At 68.4% G+C, this 20,675-nt stretch carries 19 protein-coding genes; 11 read left to right on the plus strand and 8 right to left on the minus strand.

Going from position 1 to position 20,675, the window contains the following annotated elements; genetic code table 11:
* The first annotated feature begins 107 nt into the window (after nucleotides 1–107).
* The 8 genes from FXF51_RS15255 to FXF51_RS15290 all read left to right on the plus strand — a co-directional run bounded on the left by FXF51_RS15255 (nucleotide 108) and on the right by FXF51_RS15290 (nucleotide 10,397).
* Nucleotides 108–1,379, plus strand: coding sequence for a glycosyltransferase (locus FXF51_RS15255; protein WP_148435104.1), 1,272 nt, complete (start codon nucleotides 108–110; stop codon nucleotides 1,377–1,379).
* 35 nt (nucleotides 1,380–1,414) lie between these two features.
* A complete protein-coding gene (locus tag FXF51_RS15260) occupies nucleotides 1,415–2,812 on the plus strand; it encodes an aminobutyraldehyde dehydrogenase (protein ID WP_148435105.1) in 1,398 nt (465 codons plus the stop codon).
* Between the two features lie 175 nt (nucleotides 2,813–2,987).
* A complete protein-coding gene (locus FXF51_RS15265; RefSeq protein ID WP_187414383.1) occupies nucleotides 2,988–6,383 on the plus strand; it encodes a nitrate- and nitrite sensing domain-containing protein in 3,396 nt (1,131 codons plus the stop codon).
* Between the two features lie 5 nt (nucleotides 6,384–6,388).
* Nucleotides 6,389–6,802: a roadblock/LC7 domain-containing protein gene (locus FXF51_RS15270; protein WP_206067544.1), complete on the plus strand. Its 414-nt coding sequence runs from the start codon at nucleotides 6,389–6,391 to the stop codon at nucleotides 6,800–6,802.
* A gap of 21 nt (nucleotides 6,803–6,823) precedes the next feature.
* Entirely contained in the window at nucleotides 6,824–7,231 is a 408-nt protein-coding gene (locus tag FXF51_RS15275) for a DUF742 domain-containing protein (protein WP_225272260.1), read from the plus strand.
* 28 nt (nucleotides 7,232–7,259) lie between these two features.
* Nucleotides 7,260–7,790, plus strand: a complete 531-nt coding sequence (locus FXF51_RS15280) for a GTP-binding protein (protein WP_253749920.1) — start codon at nucleotides 7,260–7,262, stop codon at nucleotides 7,788–7,790.
* 538 nt (nucleotides 7,791–8,328) lie between these two features.
* Nucleotides 8,329–9,756 carry an AAA family ATPase gene (locus FXF51_RS15285; protein WP_148435108.1) on the plus strand — a complete coding sequence of 476 codons (1,428 nt, stop codon included), beginning with the start codon at nucleotides 8,329–8,331 and terminating at the stop codon, nucleotides 9,754–9,756.
* The gene (locus tag FXF51_RS15290) at nucleotides 9,753–10,397 is read left to right on the plus strand and encodes a hypothetical protein (RefSeq protein WP_222871284.1); all 645 of its coding nucleotides are present in this window, start codon (nucleotides 9,753–9,755) and stop codon (nucleotides 10,395–10,397) included. The genes FXF51_RS15285 and FXF51_RS15290 overlap by 4 nt, the downstream gene beginning before the upstream one ends.
* A gap of 317 nt (nucleotides 10,398–10,714) precedes the next feature.
* Here FXF51_RS15290 and FXF51_RS15295 read toward each other — a convergent pair whose 3' ends face one another.
* Together FXF51_RS15295 and FXF51_RS61865 are read right to left on the minus strand one after the other, a co-directional pair.
* The gene (locus FXF51_RS15295) at nucleotides 10,715–11,068 is read right to left on the minus strand and encodes a helix-turn-helix domain-containing protein (protein ID WP_187414384.1); all 354 of its coding nucleotides are present in this window, start codon (nucleotides 11,066–11,068) and stop codon (nucleotides 10,715–10,717) included.
* Between the two features lie 239 nt (nucleotides 11,069–11,307).
* On the minus strand, nucleotides 11,308–11,955 hold the full coding sequence (locus FXF51_RS61865) for a TetR/AcrR family transcriptional regulator (protein ID WP_222871285.1): 648 nt from the start codon (nucleotides 11,953–11,955) through the stop codon (nucleotides 11,308–11,310).
* A 66-nt stretch (nucleotides 11,956–12,021) separates the two neighbouring features.
* Here FXF51_RS61865 and FXF51_RS15305 point away from each other — a divergent pair, with 66 nt between their 5' ends.
* Together FXF51_RS15305 and FXF51_RS15310 are read left to right on the plus strand one after the other, a co-directional pair.
* Entirely contained in the window at nucleotides 12,022–12,480 is a 459-nt protein-coding gene (locus FXF51_RS15305) for a DUF6640 family protein (protein ID WP_262379538.1), read from the plus strand.
* An 8-nt stretch (nucleotides 12,481–12,488) separates the two neighbouring features.
* Entirely contained in the window at nucleotides 12,489–13,112 is a 624-nt protein-coding gene (locus FXF51_RS15310) for an NAD(P)-dependent oxidoreductase (RefSeq protein WP_222871286.1), read from the plus strand.
* A gap of 1 nt (nucleotide 13,113) precedes the next feature.
* Here the strand turns inward: FXF51_RS15310 and FXF51_RS15315 are convergent, their stop codons facing one another.
* On the minus strand, nucleotides 13,114–13,941 hold the full coding sequence (locus FXF51_RS15315) for a DUF4429 domain-containing protein (protein WP_148435111.1): 828 nt from the start codon (nucleotides 13,939–13,941) through the stop codon (nucleotides 13,114–13,116).
* A gap of 88 nt (nucleotides 13,942–14,029) precedes the next feature.
* Between FXF51_RS15315 and FXF51_RS15320 the strand changes: the two genes are divergently transcribed.
* Entirely contained in the window at nucleotides 14,030–15,460 is a 1,431-nt protein-coding gene (locus FXF51_RS15320; protein WP_262379540.1) for a serine hydrolase domain-containing protein, read from the plus strand.
* Here FXF51_RS15320 and FXF51_RS15325 read toward each other — a convergent pair.
* From FXF51_RS15325 to FXF51_RS15345, 5 genes are all read right to left on the minus strand, one after another.
* Complete coding sequence (locus FXF51_RS15325) at nucleotides 15,457–16,227, minus strand: ABC transporter ATP-binding protein (protein ID WP_222871287.1); 771 nt, start codon at nucleotides 16,225–16,227, stop codon at nucleotides 15,457–15,459. The two genes, FXF51_RS15320 and FXF51_RS15325, sit on opposite strands and share 4 nt — an antisense overlap.
* Nucleotides 16,228–16,386: 159 nt before the next feature.
* Complete coding sequence (locus FXF51_RS15330) at nucleotides 16,387–17,622, minus strand: flavin-dependent oxidoreductase (protein ID WP_262379542.1); 1,236 nt, start codon at nucleotides 17,620–17,622, stop codon at nucleotides 16,387–16,389.
* Nucleotides 17,623–17,661: 39 nt separating this feature from the next.
* Nucleotides 17,662–18,465 (minus strand): ABC transporter permease, encoded by an 804-nt coding sequence (locus FXF51_RS15335; RefSeq protein WP_148435112.1) that lies wholly within the window; start codon nucleotides 18,463–18,465, stop codon nucleotides 17,662–17,664.
* Nucleotides 18,462–19,286: an ABC transporter permease gene (locus FXF51_RS15340; RefSeq protein WP_262379544.1), complete on the minus strand. Its 825-nt coding sequence runs from the start codon at nucleotides 19,284–19,286 to the stop codon at nucleotides 18,462–18,464. Before FXF51_RS15340 ends, FXF51_RS15335 begins: the two co-directional genes overlap by 4 nt.
* Complete coding sequence (locus tag FXF51_RS15345; protein ID WP_148435113.1) at nucleotides 19,283–20,281, minus strand: ABC transporter substrate-binding protein; 999 nt, start codon at nucleotides 20,279–20,281, stop codon at nucleotides 19,283–19,285. Before FXF51_RS15345 ends, FXF51_RS15340 begins: the two co-directional genes overlap by 4 nt.
* Nucleotides 20,282–20,675: the final 394 nt, after the last annotated feature.

Below are 20,675 nucleotides of genomic sequence, written 5' to 3' on the forward strand. Positions count from 1 at the left end.
TTTGGCTGCTGTTCAGTTAGCCGTGACCATAGTGCCCTTAAGTTGACCTTCACGCTAGATCCGTTTTTGAATTCCTCTTCAAATTGACGAGTTCCCCCGGAGTCGCGATGTCTCTCACGTTCCTGTTCATGCCGGAAAGCGCCTACGGCCCCACCAACAACTCGATCGGAATCGGCGACATTCTGCGCCGCCGCGGCCACCGCGTCGTCTTCGCCGCCGAGGCGTCGTGGAAGGGCAAGCTCGAAGCCCTCGGTTTCGAGGAGGATCTCGTCGACCTGGCCCCGCCGGCCGAGGAGGAGCAGGAGCAGGACCCCGGCCAGTTCTGGAAGGACTTCATCCGCGAGACCGCGCCGGAGTACCGCAAGTCCACGCTGGAGCAGCAGGAGACCGTCACCAAGCCGATCTGGGAGAGCCTGATCGACGGGGTGAAGTACTGCGAGCCGCAGCTCCAGGCCATCATCGAGCGGGTGAACCCCGACGTCATCGTCGAGGACAACGTCATCACGTTCCCGGCGCTGATCACCACGGGCAAGAAGTTCGTCCGCATCGTCTCCTGCCAGCCGCTCGAGATGCGCGGCGAGAACGTCCCGCCGGTCTTCTCCGGCCTGCCCTCCGGCGACCGCTCCGAGTGGGACGCCTTCCGCGCCGAGTACGAGCGCACCCACCGCGAGCTGTGGACCGCCTTCAACGAGTGGTGCGTCGAGCAGGGCACCGCGCCCCTGCCCGACCTCGACTTCATCCACGAGGGCGACCTGAACCTCTACGTCTACCCCGAGATCCTCGACTACACCGCCGAGCGCCCGCTGGGCCCGGCGTGGCACCGCCTCGACTCCTCCGTGCGTGAGACCGAGGAGGACTTCACGCTGCCCTTCGAGCGGGGTGAGGGCTCGCTGGTCTACTTCTCGCTCGGCTCGCTCGGCTCCTCCGACGTGGAGCTGATGCAGCGGGTGATCGACGTGCTGGCCACCACCCCGCACCAGTACATCGTCTCCAAGGGCCCGCTGCACGAGGAGATCAAGCTGGCCGACAACATGTGGGGCGCGGAGTTCGTTCCGCAGACTAAGATCATCCCACTGTGTGACTTGGTCATCACCCATGGCGGCAACAACACGACCACCGAGGCGCTGCACTTCGGCAAGCCGATGATCCTGCTGCCGCTGTTCTGGGACCAGTACGACAACGCCCAGAGGGTCGATGAGCTCGGTTACGGTGTCAGGCTCTCGACCTACACCTTCACCGACGAGGAACTCACGGGGGCGGTCGCGAAGCTGCTCGGTGACACCGAGCTGCGCGCGCGTCTCGCCGCCGCGGGCGAGGAGATCCGGCGCCGCGACGGCCTGCGCAAGGCCGCCGACCTGATCGAGCAGCTCGGCCAGTAGCACTCTGCACAACCCTGAGAGATGAAGTCTTCCTGATGCGTGAACTGATCAACCCCGCCACTGGCCTTGTATGTGCCGAAATTCCGGATACGCCGGTCGAGAAGGTGGCGGCGGCCGTACGGGCCGCGCGTGCGGCCTTCGAGGAGTGGTCGCAGACCACCCCCGCTGAGCGCCAGCGGCTGCTGCTGCGCGTGGCCGACCTGGTGGAGGCCGACGCCGAGGAGCTGACCAGGCTCGAAGTGGAGGAGACCGGCAAGCCGGCCGGGGTGTTCAGGGACGGCGAGCTGCCGTTCGCCGTGGACAACCTGCGCTTCTTCGCCGGAGCCGCCCGCTCGCTGGAGGGCACGGGAGCCGGGGTGTTCAGCCCCGGTTACACCTCGGTCCTGCAGCGCCGCCCCGTCGGGGTGGTGGGGTCGATCGCGCCGTGGAACTTCCCGTTCGTCATGGCCGTCTGGAAGGTCGGCCCGGCGGTGGCCGCGGGCAACGCCGTGGTGATCAAGCCCGCCCCGCAGACGCCGCGCACGACGCTGCGGCTGGCCGAGCTGTTCGCCAGGGCGGGCGCGCCCGACAACCTCGTGCAGGCGATCACCGGCGACGCCGAGGCGGGCCAGGCGCTGGTCACCGACCCCGGCGTGGACATGGTGAGCGTCACCGGCTCCACCGAGACCGGCCGCGCCGTGATGAGCGGCGCGGCGGCCACGCTCAAGCGGGTCCACCTCGAACTCGGCGGCAAGGCGCCGGCGCTGGTGTTCGAGGACGCGGACCTGGCGGAGATGGCTCGCGGCGTCGCCATGGGGGCCACGTACAACAGCGGGCAGGACTGCACGGCGGCCACCCGCGTCTACGTTGCCCGCCAGGTCTACGACGAGGCCGTGGAGGCGATGCGGGCAACTCTTGCCGAAATCTCCGTCGGCGACCCCTGGGATCCGGCCACCGACATCGGCCCGCTGATCTCCGCCGCGCACCGCGACCGGGTGCACGGGTTCGTCGAGCGTTCCGGCGGCCGGGTGCTGCACGGCGGCTCCCCAATCGGGGGCTCCGGGTTTTTCTACCCGCCCACGCTTGTGACCGATGTCGCACAGACCAGCGAGATCGTGCAGGGAGAGCTGTTCGGACCGGTCCTGGTAGCGCTCCCATTCGATGGCGAGGACGAAGCGGTACGCCTGGCCAACGACACTAGATATGGCCTGGCCTCGTCGGTGTGGTCGCGTGACGTGGGGCGCGCCATGCGCGTCTCGCATCGGCTCGATGTGGGGGTGACCTGGGTCAACGATCACCTGCCCATCGCCAGTGAAGCGCCGCACGGCGGGGTGAAGGGCAGCGGGTTCGGCAAGGACATGAGCCAGGAAGCGGTGCAGGAGTATTCAGTGACGCGGCACCTGATGATCAAGCATGCGGCGCCGGCCGAGCGGGATTCCTTCCGCCCGGCCTGAAACACGTAAGGCGATATACACCCAAAGTGCCCCTTTGGGTGTGTGTGATGGGATATGTTCGGTTGGCCGATCTGGTACGGGTTGTGTTCCAATTACCCAGCCGGACAGAATCCCATGCGCCCCACGCGTGTCTGATTTTCTTCGAGCACGTACCGGCGAGAGGTTGCGAGACTCAGTGAGGACGAAAGACCCCAGGCACACGAGGTCAGGGGAGTACACAGGCGGACGGTTCCGGCTGGCGAACTGGCGTGTGCGCTCCCGGCTGGTCGCGCTGATCCTCATCCCCACGGTCGTGGGTGTGCTGCTCGCCGGCGTCCAGCTGGCCGACGCCATCGGCACCAGCGCCGAGTACCGCCGGCTCACCCAGGTGGCCGACCTGGTGCAGAACATCGACGCACTCAACCACGAGCTCGCCAAGGAGCGCACGCTCACCGCGTGGTACGTCGCCGACCGCCGCAGGGGCGGCCGCTTCGTCCAGCTCAAGACGCAGCGGCAGGCCACCGACGAGGCCAAGCAGGACGTGCTCACCGCGGCCGGCGCCATCGACGCCGCGCACTCCGCCCGCGTCCGCGAGGGCGTCGACAACACCCGCCGCTGGCTGGAGGGCCTCGACAGCCTCCGCGACTCCATGGTCGACAACGTGCCCGCGCGAGCCTCGATCAGCACGTACAGCACGATGATCGAGATCTTCTCCGGCATCCAGGCCGACCTGGGCGACGGCGTCAGCGACGACGACCTGCAAGGTGACGTCGCGGCGCTCGGCTCGCTCCAGCGCATGAAGGAGGAGGTCTCGCGGCAGCAGATCATCCTCATCGTGACGCTCCTGCAGCCCAACAGGAAGGTCGACAGCGCCGACTGGTCCGACTTCCTCGGCTCCTGGGACACGCAGCAGGCCGAGCTGGCCTCCTTCGAGGCCGAGGCCAAGCCGGCCGACCTGGCCGCCTACCGCAAGGGCGTCAGGGGCCTCCAGGTCGACCTCGCCGACGCCATGCGCCAGCGCGCCCTCGCGCAGGTACGCCAGAGCAACCGGATCAGCGACCTCGACGTCACCTCCAACCGCGACCTCAACGACTGGTTCGAGAGCACGACGGTCACCGTCAACGCCATGCGCAAGGTCGAGGACAGCCTGGCCGGGAAGATCGTGACCACCACCACCGACCTGAGCAACAACGAGCAGCGCAGCGCCATCATCTCCGGCGCCCTGATCCTCGTCCTGCTGCTCCTGGTCCTGATCATCACCACCCGCGTGGCCGGTTCGCTGGTCCGGCCGCTGCGCCGGCTGCGCGCCGAGGCGCTCCAGGTCGCCACGACCCGGCTGCCCGACACCGTCCGCGTGCTGCGCGAGTCCGGCGAGGGCGCCCAGGTGCCCGAAGTGCCGTCGATCGGCATCAACACCCGTGACGAGATCGGTGAAGTGGCCCGGGCCTTCGACGAGGTCCACCGCGAGGCGATCCGGCTGGCCGGCGACGAGGCCAAGCTGCGCGCCAACGTCAACTCGATGTTCGTCAACCTCTCCCGCCGCAGCCAGACGCTGGTCGAACGGCAGCTCCAGCTCATCGAAGGCCTGGAGCAGGGTGAAGAGGACGAGCAGCGGCTCGCGAACCTGTTCCGCCTCGACCACCTGGCCACCCGCATGCGCCGCAACAGCGAGAACCTCCTGGTCCTCGCCGGCCAGGAGGCCGCGCGCAAGTGGAGCGAGCCGGTGCCGCTGGTCGACATCGCCCGCGCCTCGCTGTCGGAGGTCGAGAACTACGAGCGGGTCCAGATCCAGATCCCGTCCGGCACCCTCATCGTCGGCCCCGCCGTCACCGACGCCGTCCACCTGCTCGCCGAGCTGATCGAGAACGCCATCTCCTTCTCCCCGCGCGAGAGCAAGGTCACCGTCACCAGCACCCCCGCCGAGGGCGGCGTCATGGTGACGATCAACGACCTGGGCATCGGCATGAGCCAGGAGGAGCTGGCCGAGGCCAACTGGCGGCTGGCCAACCCGCCCGTCGTGGACGTGTCCGTCTCGCGGCGCATGGGCCTGTTCGTGGTCGGCCGCCTGGCCCTGCGTCACGGCGTCCGCGTCCAGCTCAGCATGCGGGAGACCGGCGGCCTGAGCGCCCTGGTGTTCATGCCCGACATGCTCATCAGCAACGGTCAGGGCCTGCCGCAGCAGGGCGGCCAGTACGAGGCGTTCACCTCGTTCGACCCGAGCATGTTCCAGCAGCAGCCGCCGTCCCGCAACGGCTCGCACCCCTCCTTCGACGACATGCCCGGCCAGGTCGTCGACACCCAGTGGCCCGGCTCGCTGCCGGCGCCCGGCACGGGCAACTGGCCGTCGTTCGGCGAGCAGCCCGCCGCCGCCGAGCCGCAGCCGTCCGCCTTCGGCGACCAGCCGTCGGTGTTCGGCGACCAGCCGCCCGGCATGTACGGCGACCAGCAGTCGCCCATGTACGGCGACCAGCATTCGCCGTCGTTCGGTGACCAGCAGGCGCCCGGCTTCGGCGACCAGCAGCCGCCCGGCTTCGGCGACCCCTTCGGCGAGCCGCGGCAGCCGCAGGCCGACGAGCCTCGCTGGCCGTCGTTCGCCGAGGAGCAGCCGCCCGCCGTCCCGCAGCAGCCCACCGCCTTCGGCGAGCCGCGCTGGCCGTCCTTCACGGAGGACCCGGCCGCCTCGTCCGCGTCTTCCTCGCCTGCCGCGCCTTCCTCGCCCGCCGAGTCGTCGCCGTTCGCCGACAACCGGTGGCCGTCGTTCGCCGAGCAGCCGCCGCCCATGCAGCCCGGCGACGAGCCGCGCTGGCCGTCCTTCGCGACCGAGCCGCCGCCGCAGCAGCCGCAGCAGGACGAGTCGCGCTGGTCGTCCTTCGCCGACCCGCTGCCCCGCAGGTCCCTGTTCGAGTCGGAGGACCGGCCCAGGCCGCAGTTCGGCGACACCTACCGCTCGCCGTTCGCCGAGGAGCCCAAGCCCGCCGACCAGTTCGAGCAGAACGGCCACTCCGGCTACAACCCGTTCGGTCCCGGCGAGTACTCCTCCCAGGACATGACCGGGCCGCTCCCCGTGGTGCGCAACTCGCCGCTGGAGGAGCAGAACGAGGAGTTCCTGCCGATCTTCTCGTCGGTCGGGTCCGACTGGTTCCGCCGTCCGGAGCCCGAGATCCTGCAGCAGAGCCCCGAGCCCGAGGCCGCGCACGAGACCACGGCCGTGCACCCGGCCGTCCCCGCCGAGCAGCCGCCCGCCGCCCCGCCCCTCAGCCCCTCGGGCAAGCCCGCGCTCCCGCAGCGCAAGCCCGGGCAGTCGGGTGTGAGCGCCCCCTCCTGGTCCTCGCCCGCGGACTCCGGTTTCCAGGCCGCGCAGGCGGCCGCGCAGCCGCAGCAGTCCGGCACGACGGCATCGGGCCTGCCCCGCCGCGTGCCCAAGGCGAACCTGGTGCCGGGCACGGCCAGCCTCGCCGAGCCGCTGCCCACGTCGCCGGCGCCGCAGATCTCACCGGAGCGGTTGCGCAGCCGGCTCTCCAGCTTCCAGCAGGGTGTCCGGCAAGGCCGGGCGTTCACGCGCGGAGAAGAGAATCAGCAGGAGGACAAATGAGAGAAATGAGCCAGGGAGCGCGCGGCATCAGCTGGTTGATCACGGACTTCGTGAACAACGTGCCGGGCGTCGCCCATACGGTCGTGGTGTCGTCCGACGGGTTGCCGCTTGCCTACTCTGAGGGCTTCCCCAAAGACCGGGCCGACCAGCTCGCCGCGGTCGCCTCCGGCGTGATCAGCTTGACCCAGGGCGCCGCGCGGGTCTTCGAGGGCGGTATGGTGACGCAAACCGTCATCGAGATGCAGCGTGGGCTCTTGATGATCATGTCGATCAGTGATGGATCCTGCTTGGCGGTCCTGGCTGCTCCCGACTGTGACATGGGTCTGGTCGCGTACCAGATGACCCTGCTGGTCGAGCGGGCGGGTCAGGTACTGACTCCGGCCGTACGCGCTGAGCTGCAAGCGGCCCGCCCCCGATAGCGGGGCGGTGACAGGAGAAGAATGGTGTCAGGTCAGCAGGGTTGGGCTGGTGATAGCACTCCGCCGCATCCGGCGGCTCCCCGTCCGCAGAAGCCGAGCTCCCTGGTACGGCCCTATGCCGTGACCGGGGGGCGCACCGCGCCGCGGATGAAGTTCGCCATGGAGGCACTCGTGTCCTCCGTGACGTCGGAATACCAAGACATTTCCCTACTAAGTCCGGAGTATCAGGCGATCATTAACCTGACCCGGAACGTCCGGTCGGTCGCCGAGATCTCCGCCCTCTTACGCCAGCCTCTGGGTGTGGTCCGGGTGCTCATCGCCGACATGGCGTCGGAGGGCCTGATCCGCGTGCACCAGCCTGCGCTGGACGCGGGAAAGCCGGACCTCAACTTGCTCGAAAGGGTTCTCAGTGGACTTCGCAGGCTCTAGCCCCGGCCTAACCTCGACGAAGATCGTCGTGGCAGGGGGCTTCGGCGTGGGCAAGACGACGTTCGTGGGAGCGGTCTCGGAGATCCTGCCGCTCACCACGGAAGCGGTCATGACGGACGCCTCGGCGCACGTCGACGACGTCTCCCTCACGCCGAACAAGACGACCACGACCGTCGCCATGGACTTCGGCCGGGTCTCGCTCGACCGTGACCTGATCCTGTACCTGTTCGGCACCCCCGGACAGCACCGCTTCTGGTTCATGTGGGACGACCTGGTACGCGGCGCCATCGGCGCGGTCGTCCTCGTCGACACCCGCCGCCTGGCCGACAGCTTCCCCGCCATCGACTACTTCGAAGAGGCGAAACTGCCGTTCGTCATCGGCATCAACGGCTGGGACGGGCACTTCGCGCACGCGGAGGACGAACTCAGGGAAGCCCTGTCGATCGGCGACCACATCCCGATCGTCCGGCTGGACGCCCGGCAGCGCGAGTCGGTCAAATCCACCCTCATCACCTTGGTGGAACACGCCCTGACCCGCCACATGCACACCCCGGTCTAAGGCTTTCTCCGGTACGGGTGCCGCCTGCCTACCAGGCGGCACCCACCCGTTGCCCGTGTAGGTGGCCGGCCGTTGGGAGCCCGCCCCGATCGGGCCTCGCTCCGCTCGGGCGTTTTTCTTTTGGCGCCTTCCGGCGCACCCCCGCGCCTTCCGGCGCACCCCCGCGCCTTCTGGCGCGGTCGCGAGCCAAGCGTCCGCTGTAGCCACTTTCTGTCCGCAGCCCTGACGAGAGCAGCGTTGCTCGTTTGTGGTGCACGCTTGATGAGAGCGAAGAGGCCGGAGCGGTAGGCCCGACGGCGTGTGCTTTTTGCCTGCGTCGTGCGGCAGCCGAACCGTATGCTTGCACCCGGCGGCCATGGACATCCATCAGCGGCCATCGCGTTATCAACGTGACCCAAGCGGATTGTCATGATGGGGGATGACATCAAGTAGGCCCGTGCGGCTTACTGGTTCCACATGTTCGCCGCCGCACTCAGGGAGATATCGGCGTGGCTCCGTCATACTTCGCATTCGCTGTCGAGCCCGCTAGTCTAATGTCATGCTGACACGACTGGAAGTGCGGGGCTTCAAGAACCTGCTCGATGTCCAGGTGGACTTTGGCCCTTTCACATGTATAGCGGGAGCCAACGGCATCGGAAAGTCGAATGTCTTTGATGCCATAGAGCTTCTTTCCGCGATGGCCAGTGAGCCATTGATGGAGTCCGCACAGAAGGTCAGGGGTGCGTCCGGTCTCCGCGGGGGTGATCCACGCGACCTCTTCTGGGATGGATTCAGGGAGCATCCCCGGGAAATACATTTGGCCGCTGAGATGATTGTGCCGCCTGTGGTGGAGGACGATCTGGGAGCGGTTGCCGACGCTACGACGACGTTTCTTCGATATGAAGTGAGCATTCGCTATCTGCCGCCGAGCGGGGAGAGCAGCATCGGGCGTCTGGTGCTCACTCGCGAGGAATTGCGCCATATCACCAGGGGCGACGCCGCCAAGCATCTGAAATTTCCGCACAGTGCCAAGCACTTCCGCGGCTCGGTCATAACAGGCCAAAGGCGTGGCGGGGCCTTCCTGTCCACCGAAGAACGCGAGAGCGGGACGGTCATCAACGTCCATGGCGACGGCGGTAGCTTCGGCAAGCCGCAACCGCGAGCGGCGGCGCGGGCCGGGCGCACTGTCCTGAGCACGGTCACTACGAATGACTATCCAACGATCCTTGCCGCTCGCCGAGAGATGCAAAGCTGGCGACGCCTCGCCCTTGAGCCCTCTGCGCTCAGGGCGCCGGACGACTTCTCCGCTCCTCGCATCATGTCCGCGAACGGAGCTCATCTCGCCGCTGCTCTCTTCCGGATCGCGAATGAGAGCGCTGGGACGGACATTGACTCCGACTCTGCGGCTGTATATGCGAGAGTTTCGAGTCGGTTGGCTGATCTCGCAGGCCTGGGTGTCGAGAGCGTGTCCGTGGAGCCGGATCCTGTTCGGGAAGTTTTCACGCTGTTCATGCAGGAAAAGGGAGGGTTGCGTCTGCCGGCTCGTGCTCTTTCCGAGGGCACCCTGCGATTCCTGGCGCTATGTGTATTGTTGGAAGACCCCACGGTGTCAGGCCTGATATGCATGGAAGAGCCGGAGAACGGCATTCATCCCGCGAACCTTCCTGCCATCGTCGAGCTCGTCCGAGATCTCGCCGTAGACCCCCGGGAGGGGCCGGGAATGGAGAACCCGTTCCGGCAAGTCATTGTCAACACTCATTCCTCCGGCGTCGTGCAGCTCTGTGATCCTGACGATCTCCTTCTGGCTGCGGTCGTACCGCAGAAGACATCGGACGGAACTGTCGCGCCGTCCCTGTCGCTCCTTCCTTTCAGGGGCTCATGGCGGGCAGCGGCTGAGCATCCGGTGTTCTCGGAGGCAGACCTCATTGAATTCCTTACGCCCCCACCTGGTCGTCATATCCAACTACCGCTGGATCTGACGCCATGAGCGGAAGCGTGTGCGCGGGAATCTTCGTGGCGGAGGGCAGCTCCGACGCGCCGCTGGCTGCGATCATCGAATCCCTCTTTGCCTCCAGAGGTGTCGCGCTGAGATTGAGTGCACCAGACTTCGATCGACTGGGGAAAGTCGGTAAAGATGTCGCCTCGCGCGTGGAGGCAGGCATCAAGCTGATGGGCGGAATGCAACCCGATGTCGTGGTCGTGCACAGGGATGCGGACAATGCCGGCATTGAAGCGCGCAGAAAGGAGGTGAGAGAAGCGATCGAGCGGGTCGGCTTCGTCAATGCCTGCGTGCCGGTGATCCCCATCCGAATGACTGAGGCCTGGCTCCTTCTCGATGAAGGAGCGATCCGGCATGTCGCCGGGAATCCGCGTGGCCGAATTGACCTGGGACTGCCGAAGGTTCACGAAGTGGAGTCGCTGGCCGATCCGAAGGCGTACCTCCGTCAATGTATCTTGAAGGCAGCTCAGGTGACGGGTCGTCGCCGTGAGAGCGTGGCCAAGAGATTCCCTCAGCATCGCAGGCAGCTTCTCGACCGGCTTGACTGTGATGGAGAAGTGGCCAGGTTGAGTGGGTGGCTCTCGCTATTAGACAGCATCGATGAGGCCGTTGCCGGTCTCTGCGGCTGAAACTGAGGTTTGAGCGATACTGGCGTAGGTCCTCAATCCCGTCGTCTGTGCGTCGACCAGGCTGGCCGGTGTAGTGGGGCGGGTTACCAACTGGGTGATGGCGCACCGCTCCTCCGACCGCCGCCGCAACCTCTGGGTCCCCTCGCTGCTCGGCATCCGCCTCACCGACCGGATTCTCGCAGTCGCTTTCGGGCCCGGGGTGGCGATCGCCGAGCTGAGCCGGAGGATCGGCGACGGAGGGACGCGTCTTTGGCATCGACGATCGATTCGCCCGTCGTCTGCGTCCTGGCCACAACCTCGCTCACGAAAGGGAACGTCTACCGGAGCTCGGAGCGGGTGATTTCGAGGGCGGTCCAGTCGTCGAAGGAAAGCCTGTAGGCAGAAGAAAGTGCTTTCAGGGTTTCGGCGCTCGGAACGGCCAGGGCCCGTTCGAAGTCATCGATGGTCGATTCGGCGATTCCCGTCAGCGCGCTTATCTCGCTTCGCGACAGCCCGGTGTTCATTCGAGCCTCGCGCAGCCTTCCGGCGAACTCCCCTTCGGGGCCGGGGGGAAGGGTGGCCGGGGCGGTGGGCTGCGGGCGTGCCGTCTTCTCCGTCTCGGAGGCGACCGGTGTGGGATTTCCAGTCGTCGCGAGGAAGACGCCGAAGAGGACCCCAAGGAACACCATCATGGCCAGGCCGCCCCAGAGCAGGCCGGACGTGGCGGTGCCAGAGGAGCCGGAGGGGCTGGAGGTGCGTCGTGAATGTGACCTGACGTGAATGACCTTGCCGCTTCTGAGACGTCGCAAGTGGGACCTGACGCGGACCATGGGAGAAGGTTAAGCGTCGCCTCCGACGTGAATTCTCGCGAATCGGCGTGAAGTAAGTGACTTCCATCGCCTTTGAGACAGTCACCTTGCCTGCACGATATTCACGCGGATCCGCGCACACTCCTGCAGGCGGCCTCCGCCACCCCGAACAGCTCCACGACCATCGGCTCCACCGACGTCTGGATCTCGGCGGCCGTCTCGCCGGCGAGCAGCCGGCGGCGGATCTCCGCGTCCAGCACCCGATCGACCGCCGAGGCGAACGCCGCCATGAGCCCCGGCCGCAGCCCCTCGCTCAGCGGTGGCGCCTCTTCGGCCAGCGCGGCGGCGAGCAGGCTTTCGCGTTCCTGGCGCAGCTCCAGCTCCCTGCCGCGCAGCGCGGGGCTGGCGTCGAGGGTGCGCTGGTAGTCGATGCTGTGCATGAGCAGCCCGGCCACGTCGTAGTCGCCGAGCAGCCGCAGGTAGCCACGGGCCAGGGCCTGCGCGACCGTCTCGCCCGCGCCACGGTCTGCGACGGCGGCGCCCGGCAGCGACACGTACCCGTCGCGTTCCTGGAAGAAGAGGTCCTCTTTCGTCGGGAAGTGGTTGAACACCGTCTGGACGGCCACGTCGGCCTCGCGGGCGACGTCGGCGATCGTGACGGCGTCGAAGCCGCGGTCGAGGAAGAGCCGCATCGCCGCTTCGCCGATGGCCTGCCGCGTCTGCTGTTTCTTGCGGTCTCGCCGGGTGGCGGGCGTCGTCGGCTGGCTCATGAGGAGAAGCCTACGGGCTCGACAAGAATGTAGTAACTACATCGATGTAGTGACTATAGTGAAGATGTGACACGACACTGGAATCTGCCCAGAGTGCTCGTCGCTCTCATGGCGGCCGAGACCGCCCTCGGGGCGTTACTGTTCGACCTCGTCCTGCACGACACCGCCCACGAGCACATGTTCAACCCGGCCTGGTCGCCACACGCGAAGTTCCACGACGCGCAGTACATCGTCACCTCGCTGGCGCTCGGGCTGCTCGCCCTCGCCCTGCTCACCGGGCGTCGCGGGGATACGCACGCGCGGCTGCTGTGGGCGGCGGGGATCGTGGCGGTGCCGTGGGCGAGCATGTTCCCGGCGCTGCTGTTCCCCGGCACCGCCACCTACGATCCGGAGTTCCGGAACGAGACGCAGTTCGTCCTCGGCCTGCACGGCCAGATGTTCATGGCCGTGGTCACCCTGGCGATCCTCGCCCTGGCGGCGTTCCTCGCGTCAGCCAGGCGGAGGCGGGAGCGGGTAGCAGCGTGAGGCTGTTCGTGTTCGGCGGGAGCGGCGGCACGGGTGCCCGGCTGGTCACGCAGGCGCTCGACGCAGGTCACCGGGTCACCGCCCTGGCCCGCAGGCCCGAGTCCATGCCACGTCATGCCCGTCTGACGGTCGTGCGGGGCGATGTGCTGCGACCCGGCGGGTGGCGGCATGAGCTGGCCCGGCACGATGCCGTGCTGTCCTGTCTGGGGAGTGCGGATCGGCGGCCCACGACCGTCTACTCGCAGGGCATGACCGGCATCATCGCGGCCATGCGGGAGTGCGGGGTGCGCCGGTTGTCCTGCGTCACGTCGGCGAGCCTCGCCTTGTCGCCGGACGCGCCGCTGAGCCAGAAACTGCTGATCGGACGGGTGGTGCGACCGCTGTATCGGCACATGTACGCCGATATGGCGAAGATGGAGCGCATCGTCACCGCCGCGGACGACCTGGAGTGGACCATCGTCCGGCCGCCACGACTCACCGACGGGGCACTGACTGGAAAGTACGTGACGGCCGTCGATCAGCACCTGCCACGCACCCGTTCGTTGTCGCGCGCGGATTTGGCGCACTACCTGCTCGACCACCTCGACGATGAGCAGTCCCGGAAGGCCACGATCGAGATCTCCGGCCCGTGAGTCACAGGCGCGCCAGCAGCTCCGCCTTCTTGGCCTGGAACTCCTCCTCCGTCAGCACCCCGGCGTCCCGCAACTCGCCCAGCTTCGCGATCAGCTCGGCCACCTGAAGCCCGCGCGCGGCGATCGGCCGCCGTCTAGGAAGGGACGGAACGGCGGCCAGGACGGCGGCGGCGAAGGGCAGCGACTTGTGGGTGGCGCCCCAGCCGAGGCTGAAGATGACGGACGCCGGATCCTTGTTCGGATCGGAGGGCATGCGCCGCCCGCGCACCTTCAGCCGGAGCGAGCCGCTGGCCCCCTCGGGCGCGTGCCACTCGACCCCCTCCAGTTCGGCGATGGAAAAGCGCTGGTCACCGGCCGAGTACTTGGCGGAGGACGCTCCGGACCAGAACCAGGTGAAGGTGACGTGGTCGCCGTCGAAGGACGCGGCGCCGTCCCAGCCCTTGAAGGCGAGCGGCACCGGGGGAGCGGCGATGAGGAAGCGGTCGGCGGGACCGCGGTCGGTCAGGGCCGAGCGCAGCTTGTCCGCGTAGTAGTCGGCGAGCGTCTCCTTGGCGGCGGGCAACACCAGCCGGAAGGGGTCGGCGGGCGCCTTGAGCTGGCCGGCGGCGGCCGCCAGCACGGGGTCGGCGCCCTGCCTGGGCACCAGGCGCAGCACCACGGTGCGGCGCCTGCCAGGGGTGAGTGCGACGTCTGCGAGGGCCGCGTAGGGGACGACGCGTACGCCGAGCGCGGTGACGAGTCTGGTGGCTCCGCGCTGCCCGGGGGTGATGGTGAGCGACTCAGGTCCGAATGCCCACGTGCAGTTCAGGCCCGCTAAGACATCCTCCATTACCCCAGCGTACGTGGCGGTTTGCCGTAATAAAGACTGATGAATGACGCAATGGTGGACGGATGGCCGCCGTCGTTAGCGTCGGCGGGTGCTGAGAACGTTGCTCGTCACCATCATGCTTCTCCTGCCCGCCGGCCCCGCCGCCACCGCGCGGGAGGCGGTCACCGCCGAGGCGGTGGACGCGTTCGTCACCCGGTACCGGGAGCGGACCGGGCTGCCAGGAGCCGCGGTCGCCGTCACCCACGGCGACCGCGTCGTGCGCGCCGCCGGTTACGGGCGAACCGCGACCGGTGACCCGCTCACGGCGGACACGCCGATGGCGGTGGCGTCGGTGAGCAAGTCGTTCACCGCCACCGCCGTCCTGCGGCTCGTGGAGCGCGGCGAGGTCGAGCTGGACCAGCCGGTGCGCCGCTACCTGCCCGAGTTCGCCATGGCCGACCCCCGGGCGGCCGGGATCACCGTCCGTCAGTTGCTGAACCAGACCTCGGGCATGGCCGACTCCGCCTTCCACGAGAAGAGCCTCCCCCAGCCGGCGACGCTGCGGGGAGCCGTCGCCCGGCTGAGGACGGCCCGGCTCGCGTCGGCCCCGGGCACCGCCTACAGCTACCACAACACGAACTTCCAGGTCGCCGCCCGGCTGGTCGAGGTGGTGAGCGGCGAGCCGTTCGCGGCCTTCCTGCGCGCCGAGGTGTTCGCGCCGCTCGGCATGCGCCACAGCACCACCATCGACACGGACCGCGACCTGCCCGGCAGTGCCCGCGGTCACCTGTACGTGCTCGGCCGCCCCATCCCGCTGCCCGAGCCGGCCGGGTTCGGCAACGGCTCAGGCGGCGTGCTCAGCACCGCTCACGACATGGCCCGCTGGCTGATCGCGCAGAACACCGGCGACGGCGTCCTGTCGGCGGCCGGCGTGCGGGTCTCGCGTACGCCGTCCCCGCAGAACCCCGAGTACGCGCTCGGCTGGACCCTCGGCAAGACCCCGCGCGGAGCCGCCACGGTCGAGCACGAGGGCGACCTGTTCACCTCCACGGCGTACCAGCTCCTGATTCCGGCGTCGGGATACGGGATCGCGGTCATGGCGAATACCGGCATGGCGTTCGAGGACGCGGACACGCTCATGGCCGGGCTGGTCGCGCTGGTCGAGGGGGACGCGCCGGCGCAGCCGGGTTTCTCGCCTCTCCTGGTCACCGACCTGCTGTTCCTGCTGGCGGCCCTGGCGACGATCGTCCTGGGCGTGCGTGGCGTGGTGCGCGCCCGGCGGTGGACCGCCCGGTGGTGGGCGTTGCCGCTCCACCTGGCGCCGCTCGCGCTGTGCCTGCTGGCCGCTCCCGTCTTCCGGGTGCTCGCCCGGGGCAGCGACATCGCGTGGATCCAGGTGGTCTATCTCTATCCGACGTTCATGGCCGCGCTGGTGACGGCTGCGGCGGCGGGGACGGCGGTGGTGATCGCCCGCCTCGCCGCCCGGTGGGCAGGACGCCGGGCGATGCCCCGAGGGGTGATCGCCCGGCCGCACCGCTAGACGGTGGCGTGGCCGCGAACGAGCCGCCCCACCTCGGCGCGCAGGTGCACGAAGTCAGGATGCTCCCGCGTGGTGATCTGGTCACGCGGCCCGGGCAGATCCACCTTCAGATCCCCCACCACGTGCGCGGGCGCCTTGGACAGCACGACCACCCGGTCACCGACGTACACGCTCTCGTCGATGTCATGCGTGATGAGCACGATCGTCATCTGGTGGTGACCGCGCACCTTGAGCACCAGGTCCTCAAGGTCCTCCCTGGTCTGCGCGTCCACGGACCCGAACGGCTCGTCCATGAGCATCAGCGTCGGCCGGTAGGCGAGTGCCCGCGCGATCGCGACGCGCTGCTGCATGCCGCCGGAGAGCTGGAACGGGTACTTGCGTCCCGCGTTGGACAGGCCCACCGACTCCAGCGCCTCGGCGGCGGCCTCGCGGCGCTGCTTCTTGTCCATGTTCTTGCGGCGCAGCGGCAGGGCCACGTTGTCGGCGACCGACATCCACGGGAACAGCGAGCGGCTGTAGTCCTGGAAGACCACGGCGAGGTTGTCCGGCGTCTGGCGGACGAGCTCGCCGTCCACCCTGACCTGCCCGCCCGTGGGCTGGATGAGGCCGGCGATGGAGCGGAGCAGCGTCGACTTACCGCAGCCGGAGGGGCCCACGATGCAGAGCAGCTCGCCCGCGGCGACGCTCAGGTTGAGTCCTTCGATGGCGTGGTGCGCGTTGGGAGTACCGCCGCCGTACACATGGGAAAGGTTGTCTATCTCGAGCAATGGAATTCCTAGGGGGCGAGACCGCGGTCAGCACGGCAACTCTTCCGGAGTCGGAATTGACTCTAGCGGAGCGGAAAATGCTGGACATGTCAGTCAGGTAAACCTATTCTGGCGCGATCTTACTCTGGCACGTTCCGGCCTGTCATGGGAGTCACAGGGTCAAACACTCCATGACTCCCTTTCGTTCAGCGCCCGCACGTCGGCGTCGGAGATGCCGCGCTGGGCGGCCTCCATGGCGGCCACCTCCGCGGCCGTGAGCACCTCGCCGATGTGCCGGAATCCGCCGGGCGCGCGCCGGCTGACCAGCGCGATCGTCTCTTCGAGCGGCAGCGAGCGGTGCGCGAGCACGAGCGCCGACGTGGGCGGGCGCCTCTCCTGTTCGTACGCCGCCAGCGCCGCCCCCGGTTCGTCGTGCGTGGCCAGGCAACGGGCCAGGTACCGGGCGTCGAGCACGGCCTGGGAGCCGCCGTTGGAGCCGACGGGGTACATGGGGTGGGCGGCGTCGCCGAGCAGGGTGACCCGGCCTTCGCCCCAGCGTGGCAGGGGGTCGCGGTCGACCATCGGGTACTCGAGTATCCGCTTGGTGGCGGCGAGCAATGCCGGGATGTCGACGAGCGGGTACTTCCACGCGGCGAAATGCGCGCAGACGTCGGCGTGGGCGCCCTCGCGGGACCAATCGGCGTCCGGGACGATCCCGGGCTCGGCCACCTTTACCTCGGCCACCCAATTGAGCAGCCGGGGATTGCGCGCCGAGATGTGATAAGTGACGAATTTCGCGGCGGAGTTCGAGCCGCCGGCCAGCACCGTGGCGCCGTCGAGCACCTGGTCGCTGTCGCCCACCCCGCGCCACATCCTGATCCCGCCCCACCGCAGCGGGTCGCCGGCCGGGTCGTGCAGCCTGGCGCGGACGGACGACTGCACCCCGTCGGCGCCGACCAGCACGTCCACCCGCTCCCGCGAGATCCGCCCGCCCTCCCGGAGGGTGACGAGCACCCCGGCGTCGTCCTGCTCGAAGTCCTCGAAGGCGACGCCGGTGCGCACCGGCCCGATCCGCTTCTCGACCGCCGCCAGGAGCAGCATCTGCAGCTCGCCCCGGTGCACGCTGTACTGCGGCCACCGGAAACCGGCCGACCGCCCGCGCGGCAGGGCCATGATGATGTTGCCGTGCCGGTCGGCGACCGACATGAAGGTGGTCTCCACGCCCAGCTCCGCCAGCTCGGGGCCGAGCCCGAGCTCGGTGAACTCGCGTACGGCGTGCGGTTGCACGTTGATGCCCACCCCGAGCGGCCGCAACGTGCGGGCCGCCTCCACCACCACACAGTCGAGGCCCGCGGCGTGCAGGCTCAGCGCCGTGCTCAGCCCCCCGATGCCCCCACCAACGATCATCGTCTTCATGGCGCCCCCAGACGCGACGACGTCCCCGTGGCAGCGACTCTAGCCGACGAGTTGCTGCGCGGCGTGGTGCCAGCCGAGCACCCGCCGCTCGACGATCAGGAACAGCTCGTTGAGCAGGTAGCCCAGGATGCCGAGCAGCACGATCCCGGCCCACATGGCGGGCAGGTCGAACGTCGCGTACGCGTCGGTGAGCTGGAAGCCGATGCCGTTGGTGGTGCCGGGCAGCAGCTCGGAGAAGACCATGACGATCAGCGAGAGCGACAGGGCCAGCCGCAGCCCGGCGAACATCTTGGGCAGCGCGGACGGCAGGATGACCCGGACGAGCCGTTCGGTGTGCGACAGCCGGAACGCCTTGCAGGTGTCCAGGTGCAGCGGCTCCACCGAGCGGGCGCCGTCGGCGGTGTTGAGCAGCACCGGCCACACGATGCTGAACACGATGAACGCGAGCTGCATCCGCAGCCCGAAGCCGAACACCACCAGGAAGACGGTGACCAGCGCGGGCGGCGGGATGGCGCGCAGGAACTGCAGCACGCCGTCGAGATAGTCGTACGCGCGCGCCGACAGCCCCACCGCCAGCCCGAGCACCACCCCGGCCAGCGCGCCCCCGGCGAACCCGAGTGCCATCCGGCCCAGGCTGGGCAGGATGTTGCCGATGGCCAGGTCGGTGAGGAACAGCGTGCCGGGCGGCCCGGAGAACCACATCGCGTGCATCCTGGTCATGATCGTGCTGGGCGGCGGGAAGAACGGGCTGGCCGCCACCAGGGTGGCCAGCTCCCAGAGCAGGACGAGCCCGGCCAGCACCAGCGTCCTGAACACGGCGGTGCGCATTCCCCGCCCCCTCATGAGCGCTCTCCCAACTGCGCGTGGTGCCAGCGGAAGGCCCGCCGTTCGACGGCCACCAGCAGCGCGTTCACCGCGACACCGAACAGCCCCACCCAGAACACCCCGGCCAGGATGTCGGTCATGCGCGCGGGCACGGCGATGCCGGCGAAGAAGATGAACACGCCGATGCCGTCGCCCCGCCCGGCCACGATCTCGGTGCTGACGGTCAGGATGAGCGCCACGCCGGCGGCCAGCCGGAAGCCGGTGGTGATGAACGGCGCCGACGAGGGCAGCGAGACCCGCAGCAGCACGGACAGGGGGCCGAAGCCGTAGGAGCGCAGGGACTCCTTGGCCAGGGGGTCCACGCCGCGCAGGCCGTACATCGTGTTGTAGAGGATGGGCCACAGCGAGGCGTAGACCACCAGCGCGATCCGGTGCTGCAGGCCCGTGCCGATCACCAGCGCCACCAGCGGGATCAGCGCCACGGAGGGGATCGGCCGCAGGAACTCCACGACCGAGCGCATGGCGGCGTCCACGATCGGCACGCTGCCGAGCAGCAGGCCGAGCGGCACGGCGATCAGGGCCGCCACGCACAGTCCGATGGCCCAGGCGAGCAGGCTGGTCAGGGCGTGCGTGCGGAAGGCCGGGTCGAGCAGCAGCGCGGCGGCGCGCCCGACGATCTCGGAGGCGGGCGGCAGGAACTCGGGGTCGGCCAGCCCTGTTCTGCCGGCCAGTTCGATGAGGGCGGCGAACGCGAGAGCCCCGGCCGCCCGGCGGTACCAGCGGGACGCGGAGGACACCGCGGACGCCGGACGGGCGCGGGGCAGGAGCTGCGTGCTCACCCGGAGGTGGTGGGCGACATGAGTGACTTGACGTCGATCTCCTTCGTCAGCCACTTGGCTTCCCACATCCAGTCGGCCACCCGCTGGAGGCGGACCGGGTTGTCATTGCTGGAGAAGTAGGGGAAGGTCACGGTCGCCGCCGTGGCGGCGTCGATCTGCGTGAAGTTGGGCAGCACCTTGGCCACCACTTCGCGGTTGTTCTCCATGAGCTTGGCCGCGTTGTGGATGGCGCGCTGGAAGGCCGCCGCCGTCTTCGGGTTCTTGTCGTACCAGTCCTGGGTGCTGACGTAGCCGGAGATGGGGAACTCGGCGGCGGGGCCGGAGGCGGGGTCGAGGATCTTGCGGGCGCCCATGGCGGAGGTGGCGGCGGTGACCATGGGCTCGCCCAGGTAGGCGGCGTCGATCTGGCCGCCCTTCCACGAGGGCATGATGTTCTGGAACGTCACCTGGACGTACTTGATGGTGGCCGGATCGACGTTGTTGGCCTTGAGCACCTGGGTGAGGGCCAGCTCCTGGAAGTTGTGCAGGACGTTGACGTTGATCGTCTTGCCTTCGAGGTCCTTCGGCGTCTTGATGGGGGAGCCGGGCAGGGCCATGATGCTCAGCGAGTCGGGGGCCGCGCGAGAGCCCTCGGCCAGGATGCGCAGTTTGAGCGCCTGCTTGTCGTGCGCGGCGAACATCGACACGTAGTTGCCGAACATGGCGTCGATCTCGCCCTTGACCATCATGGGGATGGCTTCCGGCGCGGCCTGGACGACCTCGGGGGTGACGTCCAGCCCTTCCTGCTCGAACAGGCCCTGGTCGATGGCGACGTAGATGGCGGCACTGTCGATGGCGGGCAGGGTTGCGATCTTGAGCTTCGTCTTCTCCAGGCCGCCGGCGGATGCGGAGGGCGGGGCGCTGGCGGTCGTTTCGGCGCCGGTGCTGCACGCCGCGGCGCCGAGGGTCAAAGCGAACCCGATGATGGCGGCTCTGGCGGATCGGCCAAGCCTCATGTCAGGGACTCCCTTCAGATGGAGCCAGGGGGGGACCGGGTGGCTTCTGCTCCCGGGGGCTGCGTGCCTGACGCACAACAGGGATTGACCGTAGCACCAAATGGGTGGTCATTATGGCGAAGATAACACTTGTGGTTGCAATGTCCGATTGCCGCTATATCGTGAAAATTTGACGACCTGCAAGAAGGCTGGCGTTTGTCCGGTTTGGGAAAGGAGGTGACTGGCGGGACTTCGGTTGCTGATGTGGTGATTTCGGTTCGATGTATTCCGCTTGTCAGGACGAGGCTCGCGGAACGGTCGATCGTTGCCGCATATCCCCAGGTGGGAGCCGCTTTACCGATTCTGTCGCATTTTCTGGACATCTAGGGATAAACACCTCATCGGGGCACTTTCG

The sequence above is a fragment of the Nonomuraea sp. PA05 genome (assembly GCF_008086045.1).
GTDB lineage: Bacteria > Actinomycetota > Actinomycetes > Streptosporangiales > Streptosporangiaceae > Nonomuraea > Nonomuraea monospora.